Raw genomic sequence first — 15,793 nt, 5'->3', positions numbered from 1 at the left:
CTTGTCCGCGCTTGCGAAAACGGCGCTCTGGCGTTTGACTTCGCCGTCGCTGATTTCTACACCAGCCACATGCGCTGATTGCCCGCCCCTCCACCCCCGCACCGACACGCCATTCCGGCGTGCTTTCGGTCGCGGTTTGGCAAGGAGGCCACTATGCAGCGAAATCCCTTCCCCATTGTCGTTCATCCGTCCGCCGCGGTTCGGCGGCTTCTCGGCCCAGCCCTCGACACGGTCGCCGGCCTCGCCCTCCGGGCCCTCCTCCGGCGATCCATCGAAGTCGCCCACCAGCAGATCGCCTATCGCTCCCACGACCTCGCCTTCTCGTCGCGAATCGGAAGCCTGGGAGACCTGATCATCGAGATGGATTTGGGCGATCCGAGGCTTGCGGACAGAGTGATCATCGAGGAGGACCTCCGGAAGGCGGCAAGGGCGAACGGACATATGCAGGGCGGCGATGGCCGGGTTCGCGGCGACCGGATGGGGCGCTTCCGCTAGGATATCCGGCCCGAAAAGCGCATCCCGCTTTTCGGGCCGATGCTATAGGCTGTGGGCGCAGGAAAGGTCCGCTCAGTGACGCGCTATCGCCGGTTCTGGCTGCAGAGCGACGAGGCTCGGGTCGAGCATCGACCCGGCAGCGCGCCGTCGGCACCGGAGCCGCCGGGCGCCGCGACCGAGTCCCGCCTTGCGCTGCTGATCGGCAACTCCCGCTACAAATGGCAGGACGCCATCGACAACCCCGTGCGAGACGTACGTCTGATCGCCTGGGCGCTGGAGGGGCTCGGCTTCACCGTCACGCGTATCGAGAATGCCGGCCTGGCGCAGATGCAGGATGCGGTGCTCGCCTTCGGCGAAGCGCTCGACACAGTCGGTCCGGAGTCCGTCGCCGTCCTGTATTTCGCCGGCCATGGCGTCCAGCAGGACGGCGTCAACTTCCTGATACCGGTCGACGCACAGTTGCCGTCTCCGCGCTACCTCGCCGCCAGGGCGCTGGCGCTCGATGCCGTGGTCGCAGAACTGGCTCGCCGCGCGCGCAAGGCAACCGTCATCCTGCTCGACGCCTGCCGCAATGCGCTGCAGGGCCAAGACGACGAGACGGGTAGCCCCACCGAAGGTCTGGCGCGTGCGCGGCTGCCGCGCCCGGCCCAACTGGTCTACTCGACGGCGGCGCAAGCCATGTCGAGCGACGGAGCCCAGGAGAACAGCCCCTTCGCGCAGGCCCTCGCCGATGAATTGCCCAGCCTCCTGATGCCCGGCCGTAGGATTCAGGACGCCATCGACGACGTCGCGGCCAAGGTCAGCCTGGCGACCAATGGCGAGCAGACGGTCGCCGTCTATCGCGAGGGCGTGCTGCCGCCACTCGTCCTGACCGCGCAGGACGAAGCGCGGCTACGGGACTGGAGCAAACGGCCACCCTATCGCCTCGGACGCCGCCAGATCCTGCTGCGGACAATGGGGGCTGCAGTGGCGATGGTCGCAGCAACGGCCGCGACCTTCTGGTTCGGAGCCTATCCGGAGACGAGGACGACATGGCTGTTGCGCGCCGGCCTGCTCGACCGCGCCGGCTATGATTTTGCCTGCGAGCCGTCCTGGGACGGGCCCGCCGACCGCTATGGCCTGACGCGGCGCGACTGGTGCCTGACCCTCGACGACAACAGCCTGGTCGGGAAGGTCGCCGCCCAGGCGCCCGCGAAGCAGGTCGCGGCCGGTCTCGCGCAAGGCGATCCCAAGGCGCTCTACCTCACGGCGCTGCGGATCGCGATCAAGGCGCGGGGTCTGAGCGGTCCGCAAAGAACAGCCAGAGCTTCGGAGGCCCAGGCTCTGGCCGCGCGCGTCGTACGTACCGACCTGCCGCGCGGCGGCATCGCGCCCTATATCGTGGGCGGGCACCGGCTCATCGCCGATAGAAGCATCGTGACGCTTCGACGCGATGTCGAGGCGGCCCGCGAGCAGGGCGTGTTGCTGGCGACACTTCTGATCGCGGTGCTCGACAACGACCAGCGGGCCGTCGGTCTCGAACTGAGCGCCGCCGCCGCCGCCGACGCTATCGAGGCGGCCTTGCGCCGCCTGGACGACAACGATCAGAGCGGCCAGACGGCCGATCTCGCCGCTCGCATCTTCAGCGGTCGCGACGCGACCTGGATCGATCTGGCGTCGCCCGAACGCGAACGCTTCTGGCTGCGCCGCGCGGCCTTTGCAGGTTACGCGCCGGCAGCGGCCGATGTCCTCGACCGGACGCGGCACGATCCCGCCTATGCCCTGGCCAAGACCGAGCGCGATCGTCTCTATGCAGTCGTCATGGCGAAGGACGACCCGCGAGGGCTGTACTGGCGTGCGCAGTTGCGCAGGACGGCCGGCGAGACCGATGATGATGAAACAATCGCACTCGTTACTCGGGCGGCCGAGGGCCGTTACATCCCGGCGATCATGGAACTGGTCGATCTCTATTTGTTAGGCAGTACTCGCCGCGAGCCCGATCTTGACCGGGCGATCCATTGGCTAGAACGCGGCAGCGCTCTGGGCGATGCCGACGCTATCATTCGGCTGGGAGCGGTCTGGGCTCGCGGTTTCGCCGAGCCGGATGGGTATGTGCGCCTGGCCGCCCGGCCGGTGGACGCGCGCCGGTTGCTGGAGCGGCCGGAGGTCGCCGCCGATCCACGTGCAATGATGTCGCTTGCGGCGCTCTTGCGCTATGGTCCGATGGACCAGCGCGATCCGGCCCGGGCCGAGATGCTGGTCAAGCAGATCGAGGCGCGGCTGCCCTATCCCAATATCGCCGCAGCCGCGCGTGAAGAGAGCCGCCGCATCGGAGTCGAGCGGGCGCTGGCGCTTGCCGTGGAGCCCGCCATGGGCATCGCCAGGGGACGTCCGGAGGCGCCCGTGACGTTGTCGCTCGCCCTCTCTCCGTCCTGCCCATTCTGCTCATTGACCGCCGAATTGGCCCCCTTCGACGACCTCGTGGCGCGTGGGCAACTCCGCATCGCCATCCTGCCCGTCTGGGATGATATCGACTCAGCCGATGCGGAGGCGGCGCTGGTCGCGGTCTGCGCCGCCCCCGAGGCACGTCTGGCGATGTTCATGCGCCTTGTGGAACGGCGTGAGGCCTGGATCGCCGCCGCCGGTTCAGCCCTGCGCCAGCAGGCCCTGGCGGCGGCGATTGCCGATCTTGCCGGACGCCCGCCCGCGATCGACGCATGCCTTGCGGACCAGGCGGCGAAAGCTGCGCTCGAACGGCAGCGCGTGTCCCTCGTCCGGTCGCTCGATATCAGGGATCGCAGGGCGGCATTCGTCGGAGGCGAACGCGTGGATTTCTATCTGCCGGAGGACCTGCTTGCGGCGGTGAAAGCGCAGTTGCCGCTGGATGCGGCCAGCGCCGCCCCGCTGCGACCGTGATCCTTGGCCCCGGCGGGCTGCAGCCTCCGCGCTAACCCGCCGGAATTTCCGAGCAGGTCGGCCGGCGCGCTTTGGCGAAGCGGCCGAGATTGGTCAGGAACGCCAGCTCGCTGACCCGTGCCGTCCAGCCCTGCCGGTAGGCGAGATCGACCGCATAGATTTCTCCACCCGACATCGGCGTCCAAGCACCGCGCCTGCCGTCGCTGCCGATGGATATGATCCGCGCGCTCTCGGCCATGAAGCTGATCCGGCCTTGCCATTGCGTGCCGACACCGATCGCCTTAGGAGGCGTCGAGGTCACGCCGCTCATCGCGAGGTACAGGGTATGTCCCGTCCGCGGCGCGACCGTCTCGCCAAGCACCGGCGCAAAGCCCGAAGGTTGCCCAAGCGTCACGTCGATGGCCAGCACATGGTCGGCGCCGCAGGCGGCGCGAGTGGTCAGGAAGAGACGGTTGGCTTGCCGGGTCGCCTCGTCGCCCATGTCGGGGCCGGCCGAGGCCGGCACTACGGCGCCAAGGAGCAGGAGAGCAGCGGCGAGAACGGTGTTTGAATGTCGCACGGCACGATCTCCCATCTGACGTGCGGCACCGGCCGCACCGTCAGCCGAGAAGCCACGACAGGCTCGCGAACGCCATTGCGCCGTCATGCGGGTGCTTGTCGGAGGTTGCACGACAGCATCTTGCCGCTGGACAGCAGCGGCAAGGCGGCTCCAAGCTGCGGCCACGATCCCGTGTGCGGGTTGCTGATAGCCATGAGCGCGATACCGAACCTTTATCTGAAGTGGCGTGCTTTCCGCGAACTCATCGGCATGCCGCTGTCGGATGCCCAGATCGGAGCTCAGATCTTCGGCGAAGGGCGCGAGGGCGCGCCGAAATTCTCCAAGCTGATCTATGGCGACTATGGCTGCTCGCCGGAGATCGCCGTCGAACTGGCCAGCATCATCAACAAGCGGCTGGATACCAGCCGGCGCGGCCGCGGATTGCCGGCGCTCGATGCCGGGCTCAAGCCCGGGGACCTGACACTGCCACTGCATGCCTTCATCCGCAGGCTGGAGGCGATCGTGGAGACTTCGGATGCGGATTCGCGCGACCGGGCCCAGCAGGCCCTGCTATCGGACCTCGCGCCTGCTTTCGGCCAGCCGGGATCGGCCCGTCTCGTGGTCGAACGGTTCTCGATGACCCGCAGCATGGGCGGGTTCCTGCCGTCGGGCGGCGAGGGGCCGATCATCTTCGAGGCCGGCAAGCACAAGGGCCGGCTCGCGGTGCGCGGCATCGATCGCCAGCCGGCCATGGCCTACACCTTCCTGGCGCGCGACCCCCGGCCGCTTGGCCAACATTCATGGGATTTCAACTGGAGCGAAACGTTGTCCTGGCTTCCGTCACCCTCGCGCCCCGCTTTCGTCGAGGGCGAACTTCTCCTGATGCCGCAGGCCGCCCCGATCAATCCGACGCCCGGTCGCTTCCTCGCCACCAGCGTCCTGCTCTGGGACGAAACGGCCCGGGCCGCTCTCGACCCGCGCGGCGCCTCGGCCGATCCGGACGCGCTCGACGAGGCGCAGACCAGCCGCTTCCTGACCAATCTGCGCCGTCTCCAGCGCCGCAAGCCGGAGGCTGTTACCGCGAGCGGAGCCGAGTACGAGGTTCGCGTCTAAAGCAGCCCGAAACGGGAAATGCGGTGTTCGGGAAAGCCTGTGCGACATCAAAAGCCGATTTGACGCCTGCATGCGATGGAGACTTCGATGACCGCAGCGCAGCCCCTCGGTGAGACCGACTATCCGCAGCGCTCCGAGGAGGCGCTCGCGGGGCTGATCGGGAACGGCGCGGACCTGTTCGTTCTCGCTGCGATGGACGATTGTGTGCCCTGCACTCTGATGAGGCCGATCGTTCGGCACCTGGCCTTACGGCTCTCCGTCGCGCTGCGGCTCGCCGAGCCTGCGACCGCTCCCGGCTTTCTCGAATGTCATGCCGTCGAGCGCTTTCCCGAACTGCTGTTCTTCCGCAACGGCAATCTGCTGGAGCGGCGTGCCGGCTTCCATGACTTCGACGATCTGAATCTCTTCATGCGCGGCGTCCTCGGCGGATCGGGCGAACCGGCTGAGACCGCGCCCGACATCGCCTTCCGCTCCCTTGTCGACGAGGCGCAAGCCGCCGTCGATGCGATGATGGAACCTGCCAGCGCCGCGCTCGCGCCCTTCATGGCCGCCGCCGGCGCCAAGCTTCAAGCGCTCGATGCTCGTCTCGGGTCTGTCGGGGAGATGACAGTCGATGAGGCGAACCGGTTGAGGCGCGCCGAGCAGGTCCGCATTTATGCGCCGTTCCAGGACAGGATCGACGCGCTGCGCCACGTGCAGGCCCGGGCAATGCGGCTTTACGAGGAGATGACCTATCAGGCCGTGTGGGCCTGCGCGGCTTCACCTTCCGAATCAACCCCGACCTTTGTCTGCAGCCCTGACGGTTCAGTCTGCAGCTTTGTCGCCGTCGTGCAAGGCGAGACGGCGCCGTGAACGCAAATCTTGGAAGTGGAACCCTCCCAAGGCCTGGCAAGCGCCGGCAATGGTGCGGAGGTGCCTCCGAGCGCTGAATTCCGGGCACGACCGTGTTGGAGCGAGACGCCCTTCATGATCTTGCGACGTCTCGTCAAGTCAGCCCGGCAGATCCAACAAAATGGGGTACCGCCTATGACAAGATCCTGGAAACCCGGACACCTCTTTTCGATCCTGCTCGCGACCGCCATGGCGTCCGCCGCCATGCCAACCGGCGCGATGGAATGGACGCAAAGCATCGACCTCCTCGACAAGGCAGTGGTCTACAGAGCCGAGGGGCCGGTCGTCGCCGACGATGCGGAACGGCTGCTGGCGCTGATCGAAAAACCCAAAGGCGCGACCGGAAGCCTCGACATCGTGGACCGCGTGTTCAGCCACGGCACGCGCATCCGTGTCCGGCTCAACTCGAATGGCGGCAGCGCGGTGGGAGGCATCAGGCTCGGCATTTTCATGCGCCAACGCGGTTTCGACACTGTCGTGCCCGCCGGCGCCGAATGTCATTCAGCCTGCTCGATGGCGTTCATCGGGGGCGTGTCGCGCAGCGTTTCGGGCATATACGGGATACACTCGATCTCGCCCGGCCAAGGAGCGCCGACAGTGCTTCCGGACCAGGGCCGTCGACTGATGGAGCAGACGCAATGGCTGTCCTCCAATTTCACGATCTATGTGCGTGAGATGCTCGGCAGCAGCGAGATGGCCGACGCTGCGCTCCAGTTCGGTTCGGAGGGCATGAAGCTCGTCACCGATACCGAATTGCGAAACTGGAAGGTCATCACGATCGCGTCGCGGCCGCAGCAGGCTTTTAAGGCGGAGGAGCTGTCGACGATCGACTGCTCGGCCGCCGCCACACCCTCGACGGTGAAGAAGATCGTTTGCAATGATCTCGGCTTCGGACGCTCCGATGTCGGCATCACCAAGGCCTTGAAGGAGCTGGGCGCACGGATCGACATGAAAGCGCTCAACGCGGAGCAGTCCCGTTGGACGAGCTACCGGGACAATTGCGAACGGCTGGCGACGACGCCCCCGCAGCGCATGGAGCCCAGCGGGCGCGTGATCGTCGATTTCCACACCTATGGTCGGGTCTATGGCCAGACCGCGGTCGAGGGTTGCCTCGACGCCGCCTACAAGCTGCGGCTGCGCGAGCTCGATGCGCTCGTCAGCTATTACGGCGTCCGAGACGAGTCCGTCGCGGCGAATGGCTGGCATGCGGCTAGACCCTGAGGCGTGCGCATCGCGGAGAGGTCGATGGGATCGCCGGTCATGCAGCGTCGATACGAGAAGGGACCGCCCTTTGGGGCGGTCCCAGCGTCAGGCTCGGTGCCGTTCTCTCCGGGCGGGATGAGCCGGTCAGGCGATCGTCAGCGACTTCAGGACGGTGAGCACGCGGCGGGCGGCGGCGGACTGCCGTCCATTGCGGGCGATGAAGATTTCGGCATCGCGAGTGCCCTTGACCAGAATGACGCGCGCCTCCGTCGAGCCGCCCAGCGCGAAATCGCGCATCTTCGATATCATGACGGTGTCGCTGCCGGTCGGCCAGTCCTCCGACCATTTCGACGTCAGCACCATAGCGAAGCCGACGCTGTAGGCCATGAACAGCTCTTTCACCGCCACGTCCGATCGCGCGATCTTCGCGACATCGGCGGAGACGAGGATGTCGATCGCCGCTGGCACGTTGTAGCCCGAACTGCTGAAGTTTTCCCCGCGGACCGTCCCCGCCGAGAGCGTGAGGACGATGGCCAAGGTCGAAATCCTGCGAAACATGACCGCGTCTCCCGATCCAGTTGCGATGCCGGGACGATAGTCACCACCCGCTCTCGGGGCGATTGCGGAGGCTTGCGCGGAGTTGCCCCAGCAGATCCGCATGTCCCGTCACGCGCGCGTGGGCAGGTGCGCCGAGGATCTGCAAGGCGATGCAAGCTCCGGCAATGCACGTGTTCGCGCGCCGATGGCAAGGTCGCGAAGCTGAACCCGCCGAGGAGGCCCCGCGATGCGCCATCGATCATGTTTCGCTCTCGCGGTGCTCGGGCTGCTGGTCCTGAGCGGGGTCGCCCCGGTGGAGGCGGGCAACACCTATCGCACGGAGCGGATCTATCGCCTGATGCCGGCGCCCGGCGAGAGCTGCCGCCAAGTCTGGGATCGGCATAGGCCGCGTGCGGCAGACGACGCGAGTCAGGCGGAGAAGGCCGCGCTCGCCTCTCCGGGACTGCCGGTAAACGCGTCCGCCGAACTCAGGGACGGGCTGTGCATCGTCACCCTGTTTTCGCGCTCGTTTGTGCCGCAACAAGCCGTGCCTCGTTTCGATAGGTGCCGACTGCATCGGATATAACGTCCAGTTCCCTATCTAAGGGCGGAAGCCAGACATGATCGCGATTCCTGCGGACAACCGCATCCTGTACTACCGCCGCGACCGCGAGGCGTTCGGTTTCCTGTCGCATTTCCATTCGAGCCCGATCGAGATCGACGGAGAAATCTGGCCGACGGTCGAGCATTTCTACCAAGCCCAGAAATCGCCAAGTCATGCCTACCGCGCGGCCATTCGCGCGGCGCAGCACCCGGGACATGTGAAACGCCTATCGGCGCCGCCGGATGCCAAGGCCCGGCTCGCGAGCGGCTCGTGGTTCGCGCAGAACGGCCAGCGCCCGCGCGCGGATTGGGAGGACGCCAAGCTTGAGATCATGAAGCGAGGCGATCACGCCAAATATGCACGGTACCCCGACCTGGCGGCCCGGCTGCTGGCGACTGGCGATGCCGAGCTGATCGAGGATTCCGAAAGCGACGGCTTCTGGGGCATCGGCAAGGATGGTGGCGGTCCCAACTGGGCCGGCCGCGTGCTGATGGAGGTTCGCGAGCATCTCAGGCGGCGGTCCTCCTGATGGGCGGCGACGGGTCGGCATCCCGGCACGTTGCGCTCCGATGGAATGGCTGCGCCGTGAATCCGCCGCCGGCTGTTCTCTCCCATCCGCCGGCCGGCGCGGATCTGGTTTCACTGAAATGCCGAGGAGTGCACGCCACATGCGGGTCATCCTGAAGACGGGCCTTCTGGCTCTCGTGCCGGAGACCGATGACGAGAAGCGCGAGCTTTTCGATTGGCAACTGGCCATGGCCGATCATGTTCTGAACGTGCTCGGCGGAGGCGCAAAAGGGATTTCCCTGCATGATCTCGGCCCGAAGGACCAGGCTTGCCGCGAACCCATCAACGTCGTCTTCGATCACGCCGATCGCTGGCAGCCGATCAGCAACCTCGCCGAAACGCCCTTCGTGTTGTGGGGGCAGGCCTATGCCAGCATCGAGGGCTTCTGGCAGAGCCTCAAATTCGACACCGACGCCGATCGGCTCCGCGTCGCCAAACTCTGGGGCAAAGATGCCAAGATGGCCACGCGCGGCCGCAGCGAACCCGCCAGCTTTACCTTGAACGACCAAATCGTCGTCTCCGGCACCGCAGCGCACCGCCGGCTCATGCTCGAAGCCTGTCGCGCGAAGTTCAGCCAAAACGCTCTGGCCAGGGACACTTTGCTGGCGACGGGCGACCGGCAGCTCATGCACCGCACGAGACGCGACAGCACGACGATTCCCGGGGCGCTCATGGCCGATATCTGGATGCGAGTGCGGGCGGGACTCCGCAAGGCGGAGAAAGAAGTCTGCTCAAAGCCTCAGAATGGGCTGGGCGGGGAAACACGTTAGGGGTTCTGCCTCACTTTCTGTGATGTTCGGCGTGGTGGAGCGGAAACATGCGAGCCCTGATAAGTTCTGGACCTGCGCGGCCATACATGGCGCGTTTGATGGTCTTCAGCCGGTTGATCTGCCCCTCCGCCTGACCATTGCTCCAGGGCAGTTGGATCGCATTCCGGATTGCGTCGCGATCACGGCGCAGAACTCGGGCGAAACACGAGACAGCAGCGAGGCCTGTGCTGATGACGTCATCGATCCAAGGGTCGAGCTGTAATGCCATCCGTGATCTGGAGAATGCGGCGCAGTGCGTTTGGCGTTAGCACGGAAGGGTGGCGAAGTGGCATGTTGCGCAGGATCGAGCCGATCAAAGCTTCAAATTGCTCGTTCGCTGCCCACCGGCTCAAGGTCAGCTGCTCGAAACGCCGCGCCAACTGCACGTCGCCGCTGATCGCCTCGCGTGCTTCATTGACCCCGAAGCAGACGAGGGAGATTTGCAGTCGGTTGCTCAGGAAGCGAAGCGTGTTGAGCACGATGCGCTGCTCGCGGTAGCTGCCGGCCAGAAGGTTGTGGACCTCGTCGATCACGAGAACTTGGACGCCGATGGCCTCCATGATCCGCATGGCTGCCTGCTCCATCTGGGAGATGTCCGCGCGCGGCCGCGATGGAGCCCCCAATAGCGTCAGCAGTTCGGCGTAAAACCGCCGTTCGCCTGGTCGGCTCGTCATCTCCATTGCAAGAACTGGCGTCGTCAGCACGCCGGTTACGGTGTTGAAGCTTGGCGGGTGTTCGTCCCGGAATTGCTTCATGATCATGGTCTTGCCCATGCCGCTGTCACCATAGATGGCGATGGATGGCATTCGCGTGCCACGCGGCTGGTCGAGAAGTCCATGCAGGCGATCGAGCGCCTGCTTGGCGCGAGGATAAAGAACCCACCGACGCGACCGGATGGCGCGGATGCGCCGCTCATCATGATCGGCAAGAAGCGCCGCCGCGCTCGATGTCAGGTGGCGGAATGTGAATGTCATGCTGCGTCAATCCATATCCTCAACCGAGGGCACAGGATTTAAATGGAAAGTGACAGTCGATCGCCGTTTCGGCCTCATCCGCATGCAACGGGCCCATACTGTCAGATGACGAACTGGCAAACGTGCCCTACAGTTAGCTTGATATCCATCGACGTAGCGAGCGCCCCATGTTTCGTGCTGGCAGCAAGTATCAGCATCTGGTCCCTCAGGCCGATTGCCGCTGTTGCTCGCCGGAGTTGCGGAATGCGTTGTTGCGTATCAACTTCAATCTGTCGCGTCGCGGCTTCCTGTCAGGGCTGGGAGCGCTCGCTTCGGGCGTTGCCCTGGCTTCTGAGTCCAACGCACAGGCGATCTCAGCATCACCCATAACTTTGTTTACAAATGCCAACGTTTTTACAGGGTCGTCGCTGACCGTTCGCAAAGGCTCTAGCGTGCTCGTCGAGAGCGGCCGCATCGTTGCTCTTAGAACGGGTCGGATGACCGAGCCGCCTGGGTCGACCGTGATCGACTGTGGCGGCCGTACGTTGATGCCTGGCTTGATCGACAACCACGTCCATATCTTCATGAGTGCTAGCACCGAGCAGCAGCTGCTGGACCCGGCAGCCACGTTCGAGAGCTTGAACGAACGAGCATTGGAGGAGGCCAGGCAGGTCCTGTTGCGCGGGTTCACTTCGGTGCGAGACATGGGCGGGCCGATGTTTGCCGTGAAGCGTTCGATCGACCAGGGCAAGACGATCGGGCCGCGGATCTATGCCAGTGGAGCCATGATCTCTCAGACGTCCGGCCACGGCGATTTCCGTGCTCCGAGCGAGTTGTCACGCCGCTTTGGCGGCAAGGCCTCGACGGGCGAAATGCTCGGCGCTGGCTTCATTGCAGACGGGCGTGACGAGGTCCTAACGGCGACACGTGAGAACCTTCGATCGGGAGCGTCGCAGATCAAAGTCATGGCCGGAGGCGGTGCGGCCTCGGCCTATGATCCGCTGGACGTGGCACAGTATACGTTCGACGAGCTGAAGGCTGCGGTCGACGCCGCAAGCGACTGGAACACCTATGTGACGGTGCACGCCTACACGCCGCGTGCGGTCCGCCGGGCGGTCGAGGCCGGCGTGAAGTGCGTTGAACATGGCCAGCTTCTCGACGAGGCGACGATGAAGCTGCTTGGCGCCAAGGGTATCTGGCTGAGCTTGCAAGCGCTCGACGAGGCACCGCCGACCGCAGCCCAAGCCGTTCGGGAGAAGAAGGCCCAAGTCGTAACGGGGACCGACAACGCCTTCAGATGGGCGAAAAAGCACAAGGTCAAGCTCGCCTTCGGTTCGGACATCCTGCTCAACCCCGCCGCGACGAAAAATCAGAGCACCGACATCGTCAAGCTATTGCAATGGTTCACCCCTGCCGAGGCGCTCAAGCTCGTGACCCATGACAATGCCCAGCTCCTTGCGATGTCTGGACCGCGTAACCCCTATCCCGGCAAGCTGGGCGTGATCGAGGCAGGCGCATCGGCCGATATACTGCTGGTCGACGGCGACCCGACTACCGACCTCTCGCTCCTCGGCGACCCCGGCAAGAATTTCAAGGTGATCATGAAGGCCGGGAACATCCACAAAAATACTCTGGCATGAGAGTTTCATGCGCGCCGGCGAGAGTGGCGTCGCAGCCCAAACGATAGAGCTGATGATCATCGATTCGCGTTTCTGGACCGCGCCGGGTTTCCCGAAAGCCATTTCGCTCAAGTGGCTACTGGCGGATGTGTAGTATGAATGCCATCTGCGCAGCGCGGACGTCGGCTAATGGGCAAGGTCCCAATGTCAGCAAGTAACGCGTCTACATTGTCGCCGCGATCCTCTGGCTCTGGGGCTTCAAAGGCCATAGGTCGGACCGCTGGGACGTCGTCGGGGCGGCGGTCTGTTTGGTCGGCAGCGCCATATTCATGTTCGCGCCACGAAGGGCATAATGGGCTTGGACGCCATCAAAACATGGGCCCGCGCATAAAGCGGGACGTAGTCGCACTATGGATCGCCGCGCGGGACGGCCGTACGCCGATACTTGCTAAGGTCACGGCGGGGGCCGTCGCAGCATACGCGCTGTCGCCAATCGACCTTATCCCGGATTTCATTCCGGTGCTTGACTATCTGGACGACCTGCTGATCGTGCCGGCCGGCATTCTGCTGGCCGTCCGGCTGATCCCACTCCCTCTCATGGTGGAGTTCCGTGAAGCCGCCGATATTCGACTTGAGCGACCGGTCAGCCGGGTCGGATTGGCCTTCGTCGCGATCGTCTGGCTTGCGGCCGCCGCGATGACGGTCAACTGGCTTATCGGCTGGGCGGCTAATAGCCGCTAATCCAGTCGCTGACTCTGCGTCATCGCCCGCTTGCCGTACGCCGCGCGAGGGGGAACCAATGGAAAAGCCGGTCAAGAGCTTTACGGTGAAAATGGATATCCAGCGATCCGGGTCTGTCGTGGTGGAAGCCGAGGACGAAGACGAAGACGAAGCGCGCCGGAAGGCCAACGACATGGATTTCAAATACGGGGGGCCGGGTGAGATCACGCGCTTGGTGGTGCACGATGTAGCCGAGATGCCGAGCGCCACGTTGTGATCAGAGCCATAGCAGCCGGCTGCTCGATGCTGCTGGTCGCAGGCTTCGGGGGGGCATATCTCGTTGCCTCGCGGGTACCGTCCTTCAACGATGTCGTGCATCCCTGCGTCGAGGCAGAGGTTGAACAAGCGTCCCTCCGACGGATGCAGACCTGCCTTTGTCTCGCCGAGGAAATCGCCACACCATTCTGGACAGCACGCGACTTGATCGTGCCTACCTCCAGCGCGAAGTCGTTACGAGACGCGATGGTCAATACCTGTCGAGCCCGCGCCGTCGCGAAGCGGGGGAGCAATCGGGGACCTACGCGTATGTTACCGATGCCACGCCTGACGAACTCAGCCCCCACACCGGGCCGCGTTACCATCATCCTGCTGATTGTCGCTTAGCGCTACCGGTGCCGGCCGAGCCGTCGTGGAAGGCGCATATGGCGGTCTGTACCAGGTCCGCCTCCGGATTCGCTTGCCAGGTGTACATGATGATGTGGCTCAGTCGCTCGCGCTCCGCAGCCCTCGCAGACGCCTCGATCGGCGAGGGCTGGTTGACGGCGATCCAAGCCTCGTCGAACGCGTCCGCCAGCTTCTGAAGGTCGACCGGATCGGCGGTCAAAGAACGAAATGGCATGATAGCCCCCTACCCCACTGCCGCGCCATTTCGCACATCGAGATGACGCCAGTATGCCAAATTGCCGCACCTGTCGCAATCGTCAGTACGGAAGCGGCTGGGCGTTTATCCGGGCTTGATGCGACCGTCCCTGTCAAAAGACCGATTACGATTAAGGTGATTTCGTCGACTACGGCCTATGCCAGCGGCGGCTCACCGCATTCCTCTCGCTTTGTCGCTGCCAGGTGGCTGAACGACGCGTTAGCGATTTGCCTGCACTCTAATGCAACCATTCCATTCCATTTAAGTTAGATCGTGTTGGAGCCGTGATAGCTCGCGATGCCCAAGATGCTCGTTCTAGCCGTGGAGGATGAGCCCTTCATTCGCATGAGCACGGTCGCGATGATCGAAGACGCCGGCTACGACGTCATCGAGGCCGCTGAAGCCGACGAGGCCATCAAGCTGCTCGAAACGCGCCCAGAAATCCGCGTGGTCTTCTCCGACATAGAATTGCCGGCGGGTTCCATGGACGGCCTGAAGCTGATGCATGCCGTCCGCGAGCGCTGGCCGCCTGTCATCCTGATCCTGGCGTCGGGGCGCGTCTCGCCCAGTGTGGAGGAAATGCCCTCCGACACGGTCTTCCTGCCGAAGCCATATCGCGAGGAGGATATCCTCAACGTCCTCGCCAAGGCCGCCTAGTCGGAAAGCTTGTAAGCCTTCACCCGCAGCGTGACGATCAGGCCCTCCGGGGACCAGTTGTAGTCGATCGATCCGCCAAGCTGGCCGGCGACGCTCCGCTCAACCAGTCGGCTGCCGTATCCCGCCGGGCGCTCGCCGTCCTTCACGGTGGGCCCGCCGCGTTCGGTCCAGATAATCCGGATGTCGTCGCCTTCGTTGTTTCCGGAAATGTCGAGCTGCCCGGTATCTGCGGACAGCGCCCCGTACTTGAGGGAGTTGGTCGCCAGTTCGTGGAACACCAAGGCGAGAGTTGTGGCCGTGGCCTCGCCAACACCCATCCGGGGGACGGCGACGCGAATGCGGCCGCTGAAGGCACCCGTGTCCTCATAGGGCGACAGCAGGACCGCCACCAGGTCGCCGAGCAAGGCCGCGGTCCCCTGATGGCCGGGAAGTGGCCGAACCAGGTCGTGAGCCCGCCCCAGGGCGGCCAGCCTGGCGATCAGCTCAACGGCCATCTCCTTGGCGGTCGTCGTCGCCGCGACGTCAGCTGCGTCAGGCCCATGGCGATGGCCAGCAGGTTCTTGACGCGGTGGCTCATCTCGCCGGCAAGAAGCTCATGGCCCTCCTCGGCCTGCTTGCGGCCGGTCACATCTAGGAAGATGCCATAGGCCAATCCCATATGGACCGCGGTGTCGTCGCCGATGCCGCGCGCGGAGATCCAGCGGATCTCGCCGGCGACGACGATCCGGAAATCGATCTCGTAGGCACCGACGATGGCCCGCGTCGCGACGAAGGCCGACCGGACCCGCTCGCGGTCCGAAGGATGGATGTGGGCAGACAGATCCTCAAAGGTGACCGTCTCACTTTGCGGCAGGTTCCACAGCGCGAAACCGTTCCCATCCATTGAGAAGTGATCGTTCGTCACGTTCCACGACCAAAGGGCCACGCCGGCCGCGCTGATCGCGAGACGGAGGCTATCGGCGCTCCACGACAGTGGATTGCTGTTGGTCACGGCAGATTTCCTGGGATCGGGAATGGAGCAGGGTTCCTCACTATCGAATATACCCGGCGAGCCCAATGTCTTTCCCGTGATCACGACGGCCTCCACGCCGTGCTAGTCGCCGCCCGGCGCCTCAGGCACCGGGCACCTAGCCTACGTCCACGGAGACCGGCGGATGCCGGTCGCCCAACGCGCGCAGCACGACGTGCGCGCCTGCTACGATCCTGGCGATCTCGTCCGGTGTCGATGCCATGACGTTTCCATCGCGGCGGCACCAAGCCGTTGACGGTGCAG

At 64.7% G+C, this 15,793-nt stretch carries 18 protein-coding genes and 2 pseudogenes; 14 read left to right on the top strand and 6 right to left on the bottom strand.

Going from position 1 to position 15,793, the window contains the following annotated elements:
- Positions 1-153: 153 nt before the first annotated feature.
- Both AE618_RS21695 and AE618_RS21690 read left to right on the top strand, forming a co-directional pair.
- Positions 154-495 carry a hypothetical protein gene (locus AE618_RS21695; RefSeq protein WP_054211164.1) on the top strand — a complete coding sequence of 114 codons (342 nt, stop codon included), beginning with the start codon at positions 154-156 and terminating at the stop codon, positions 493-495.
- Between the two features lie 75 nt (positions 496-570).
- Positions 571-3,390: a caspase family protein gene (locus AE618_RS21690; protein WP_054211163.1), complete on the top strand. Its 2,820-nt coding sequence runs from the start codon at positions 571-573 to the stop codon at positions 3,388-3,390.
- Positions 3,391-3,421: 31 nt separating this feature from the next.
- Here the strand turns inward: AE618_RS21690 and AE618_RS21685 are convergent, their stop codons facing one another.
- On the bottom strand, positions 3,422-3,871 hold the full coding sequence (locus AE618_RS21685; protein ID WP_156330413.1) for a hypothetical protein: 450 nt from the start codon (positions 3,869-3,871) through the stop codon (positions 3,422-3,424).
- 270 nt (positions 3,872-4,141) lie between these two features.
- Between AE618_RS21685 and AE618_RS21680 the strand changes: the two genes are divergently transcribed.
- From AE618_RS21680 to AE618_RS21670, 3 genes are all read left to right on the top strand, one after another.
- On the top strand, positions 4,142-5,041 hold the full coding sequence (locus tag AE618_RS21680) for a hypothetical protein (protein WP_054211161.1): 900 nt from the start codon (positions 4,142-4,144) through the stop codon (positions 5,039-5,041).
- A gap of 87 nt (positions 5,042-5,128) precedes the next feature.
- On the top strand, positions 5,129-5,893 hold the full coding sequence (locus tag AE618_RS21675; RefSeq protein WP_054211160.1) for a hypothetical protein: 765 nt from the start codon (positions 5,129-5,131) through the stop codon (positions 5,891-5,893).
- A 174-nt stretch (positions 5,894-6,067) separates the two neighbouring features.
- Positions 6,068-7,153 (top strand): hypothetical protein, encoded by a 1,086-nt coding sequence (locus tag AE618_RS21670; protein WP_156330412.1) that lies wholly within the window; start codon positions 6,068-6,070, stop codon positions 7,151-7,153.
- 126 nt (positions 7,154-7,279) lie between these two features.
- Here AE618_RS21670 and AE618_RS21665 read toward each other — a convergent pair whose 3' ends face one another.
- Complete coding sequence (locus AE618_RS21665) at positions 7,280-7,672, bottom strand: hypothetical protein (RefSeq protein ID WP_156330411.1); 393 nt, start codon at positions 7,670-7,672, stop codon at positions 7,280-7,282.
- 247 nt (positions 7,673-7,919) lie between these two features.
- Here AE618_RS21665 and AE618_RS21660 point away from each other — a divergent pair, with 247 nt between their 5' ends.
- The 3 genes from AE618_RS21660 to AE618_RS21650 all read left to right on the top strand — a co-directional run bounded on the left by AE618_RS21660 (position 7,920) and on the right by AE618_RS21650 (position 9,613).
- Positions 7,920-8,258: a hypothetical protein gene (locus AE618_RS21660; RefSeq protein WP_054211157.1), complete on the top strand. Its 339-nt coding sequence runs from the start codon at positions 7,920-7,922 to the stop codon at positions 8,256-8,258.
- A 34-nt stretch (positions 8,259-8,292) separates the two neighbouring features.
- Positions 8,293-8,805, top strand: a complete 513-nt coding sequence (locus AE618_RS21655; protein ID WP_054211156.1) for an NADAR family protein — start codon at positions 8,293-8,295, stop codon at positions 8,803-8,805.
- Positions 8,806-8,944: 139 nt separating this feature from the next.
- Positions 8,945-9,613 carry an NADAR family protein gene (locus AE618_RS21650; RefSeq protein ID WP_054211155.1) on the top strand — a complete coding sequence of 223 codons (669 nt, stop codon included), beginning with the start codon at positions 8,945-8,947 and terminating at the stop codon, positions 9,611-9,613.
- A gap of 10 nt (positions 9,614-9,623) precedes the next feature.
- Here AE618_RS21650 and AE618_RS27520 read toward each other — a convergent pair.
- Both AE618_RS27520 and AE618_RS21645 read right to left on the bottom strand, forming a co-directional pair.
- Positions 9,624-9,869, bottom strand: a pseudogene (locus tag AE618_RS27520) (transposase); the annotation flags it as partial.
- The gene (locus AE618_RS21645; RefSeq protein ID WP_082365462.1) at positions 9,850-10,626 is read right to left on the bottom strand and encodes a TniB family NTP-binding protein; all 777 of its coding nucleotides are present in this window, start codon (positions 10,624-10,626) and stop codon (positions 9,850-9,852) included. The pseudogene AE618_RS27520 and the gene AE618_RS21645, both read right to left, overlap by 20 nt.
- A gap of 167 nt (positions 10,627-10,793) precedes the next feature.
- On the opposite strand from AE618_RS21645, the gene AE618_RS21640 reads away from it, so the two are divergent.
- The 5 genes from AE618_RS21640 to AE618_RS21630 all read left to right on the top strand — a co-directional run bounded on the left by AE618_RS21640 (position 10,794) and on the right by AE618_RS21630 (position 13,221).
- The gene (locus AE618_RS21640; protein ID WP_082365461.1) at positions 10,794-12,245 is read left to right on the top strand and encodes a metal-dependent hydrolase family protein; all 1,452 of its coding nucleotides are present in this window, start codon (positions 10,794-10,796) and stop codon (positions 12,243-12,245) included.
- Positions 12,246-12,252: 7 nt separating this feature from the next.
- Positions 12,253-12,378, top strand: coding sequence for a hypothetical protein (locus AE618_RS29090; protein ID WP_282568524.1), 126 nt, complete (start codon positions 12,253-12,255; stop codon positions 12,376-12,378).
- 73 nt (positions 12,379-12,451) lie between these two features.
- Positions 12,452-12,577 (top strand): hypothetical protein, encoded by a 126-nt coding sequence (locus AE618_RS29085; RefSeq protein ID WP_082365468.1) that lies wholly within the window; start codon positions 12,452-12,454, stop codon positions 12,575-12,577.
- Positions 12,578-12,599: 22 nt separating this feature from the next.
- Complete coding sequence (locus AE618_RS21635) at positions 12,600-12,965, top strand: YkvA family protein (RefSeq protein WP_054211154.1); 366 nt, start codon at positions 12,600-12,602, stop codon at positions 12,963-12,965.
- Between the two features lie 58 nt (positions 12,966-13,023).
- On the top strand, positions 13,024-13,221 hold the full coding sequence (locus AE618_RS21630) for a hypothetical protein (protein ID WP_054211153.1): 198 nt from the start codon (positions 13,024-13,026) through the stop codon (positions 13,219-13,221).
- A 363-nt stretch (positions 13,222-13,584) separates the two neighbouring features.
- Here the strand turns inward: AE618_RS21630 and AE618_RS21625 are convergent, their stop codons facing one another.
- Entirely contained in the window at positions 13,585-13,842 is a 258-nt protein-coding gene (locus AE618_RS21625; RefSeq protein WP_054211152.1) for a hypothetical protein, read from the bottom strand.
- 318 nt (positions 13,843-14,160) lie between these two features.
- Here AE618_RS21625 and AE618_RS21620 point away from each other — a divergent pair, with 318 nt between their 5' ends.
- Complete coding sequence (locus AE618_RS21620) at positions 14,161-14,520, top strand: response regulator (RefSeq protein WP_054211151.1); 360 nt, start codon at positions 14,161-14,163, stop codon at positions 14,518-14,520.
- Here AE618_RS21620 and AE618_RS21615 read toward each other — a convergent pair.
- Positions 14,517-15,511, bottom strand: a pseudogene (locus tag AE618_RS21615) (sensor histidine kinase). The gene AE618_RS21620 and the pseudogene AE618_RS21615 sit on opposite strands and share 4 nt — an antisense overlap.
- Between the last annotated feature and the right edge of the window lie 282 nt (positions 15,512-15,793).

Origin of the sequence: Allobosea vaviloviae, assembly GCF_001298265.1 — a bacterium.
Lineage (GTDB): Bacteria > Pseudomonadota > Alphaproteobacteria > Rhizobiales > Beijerinckiaceae > Allobosea > Allobosea vaviloviae_B.
This window is presented reverse-complemented; position numbering and strand designations above follow the sequence as displayed.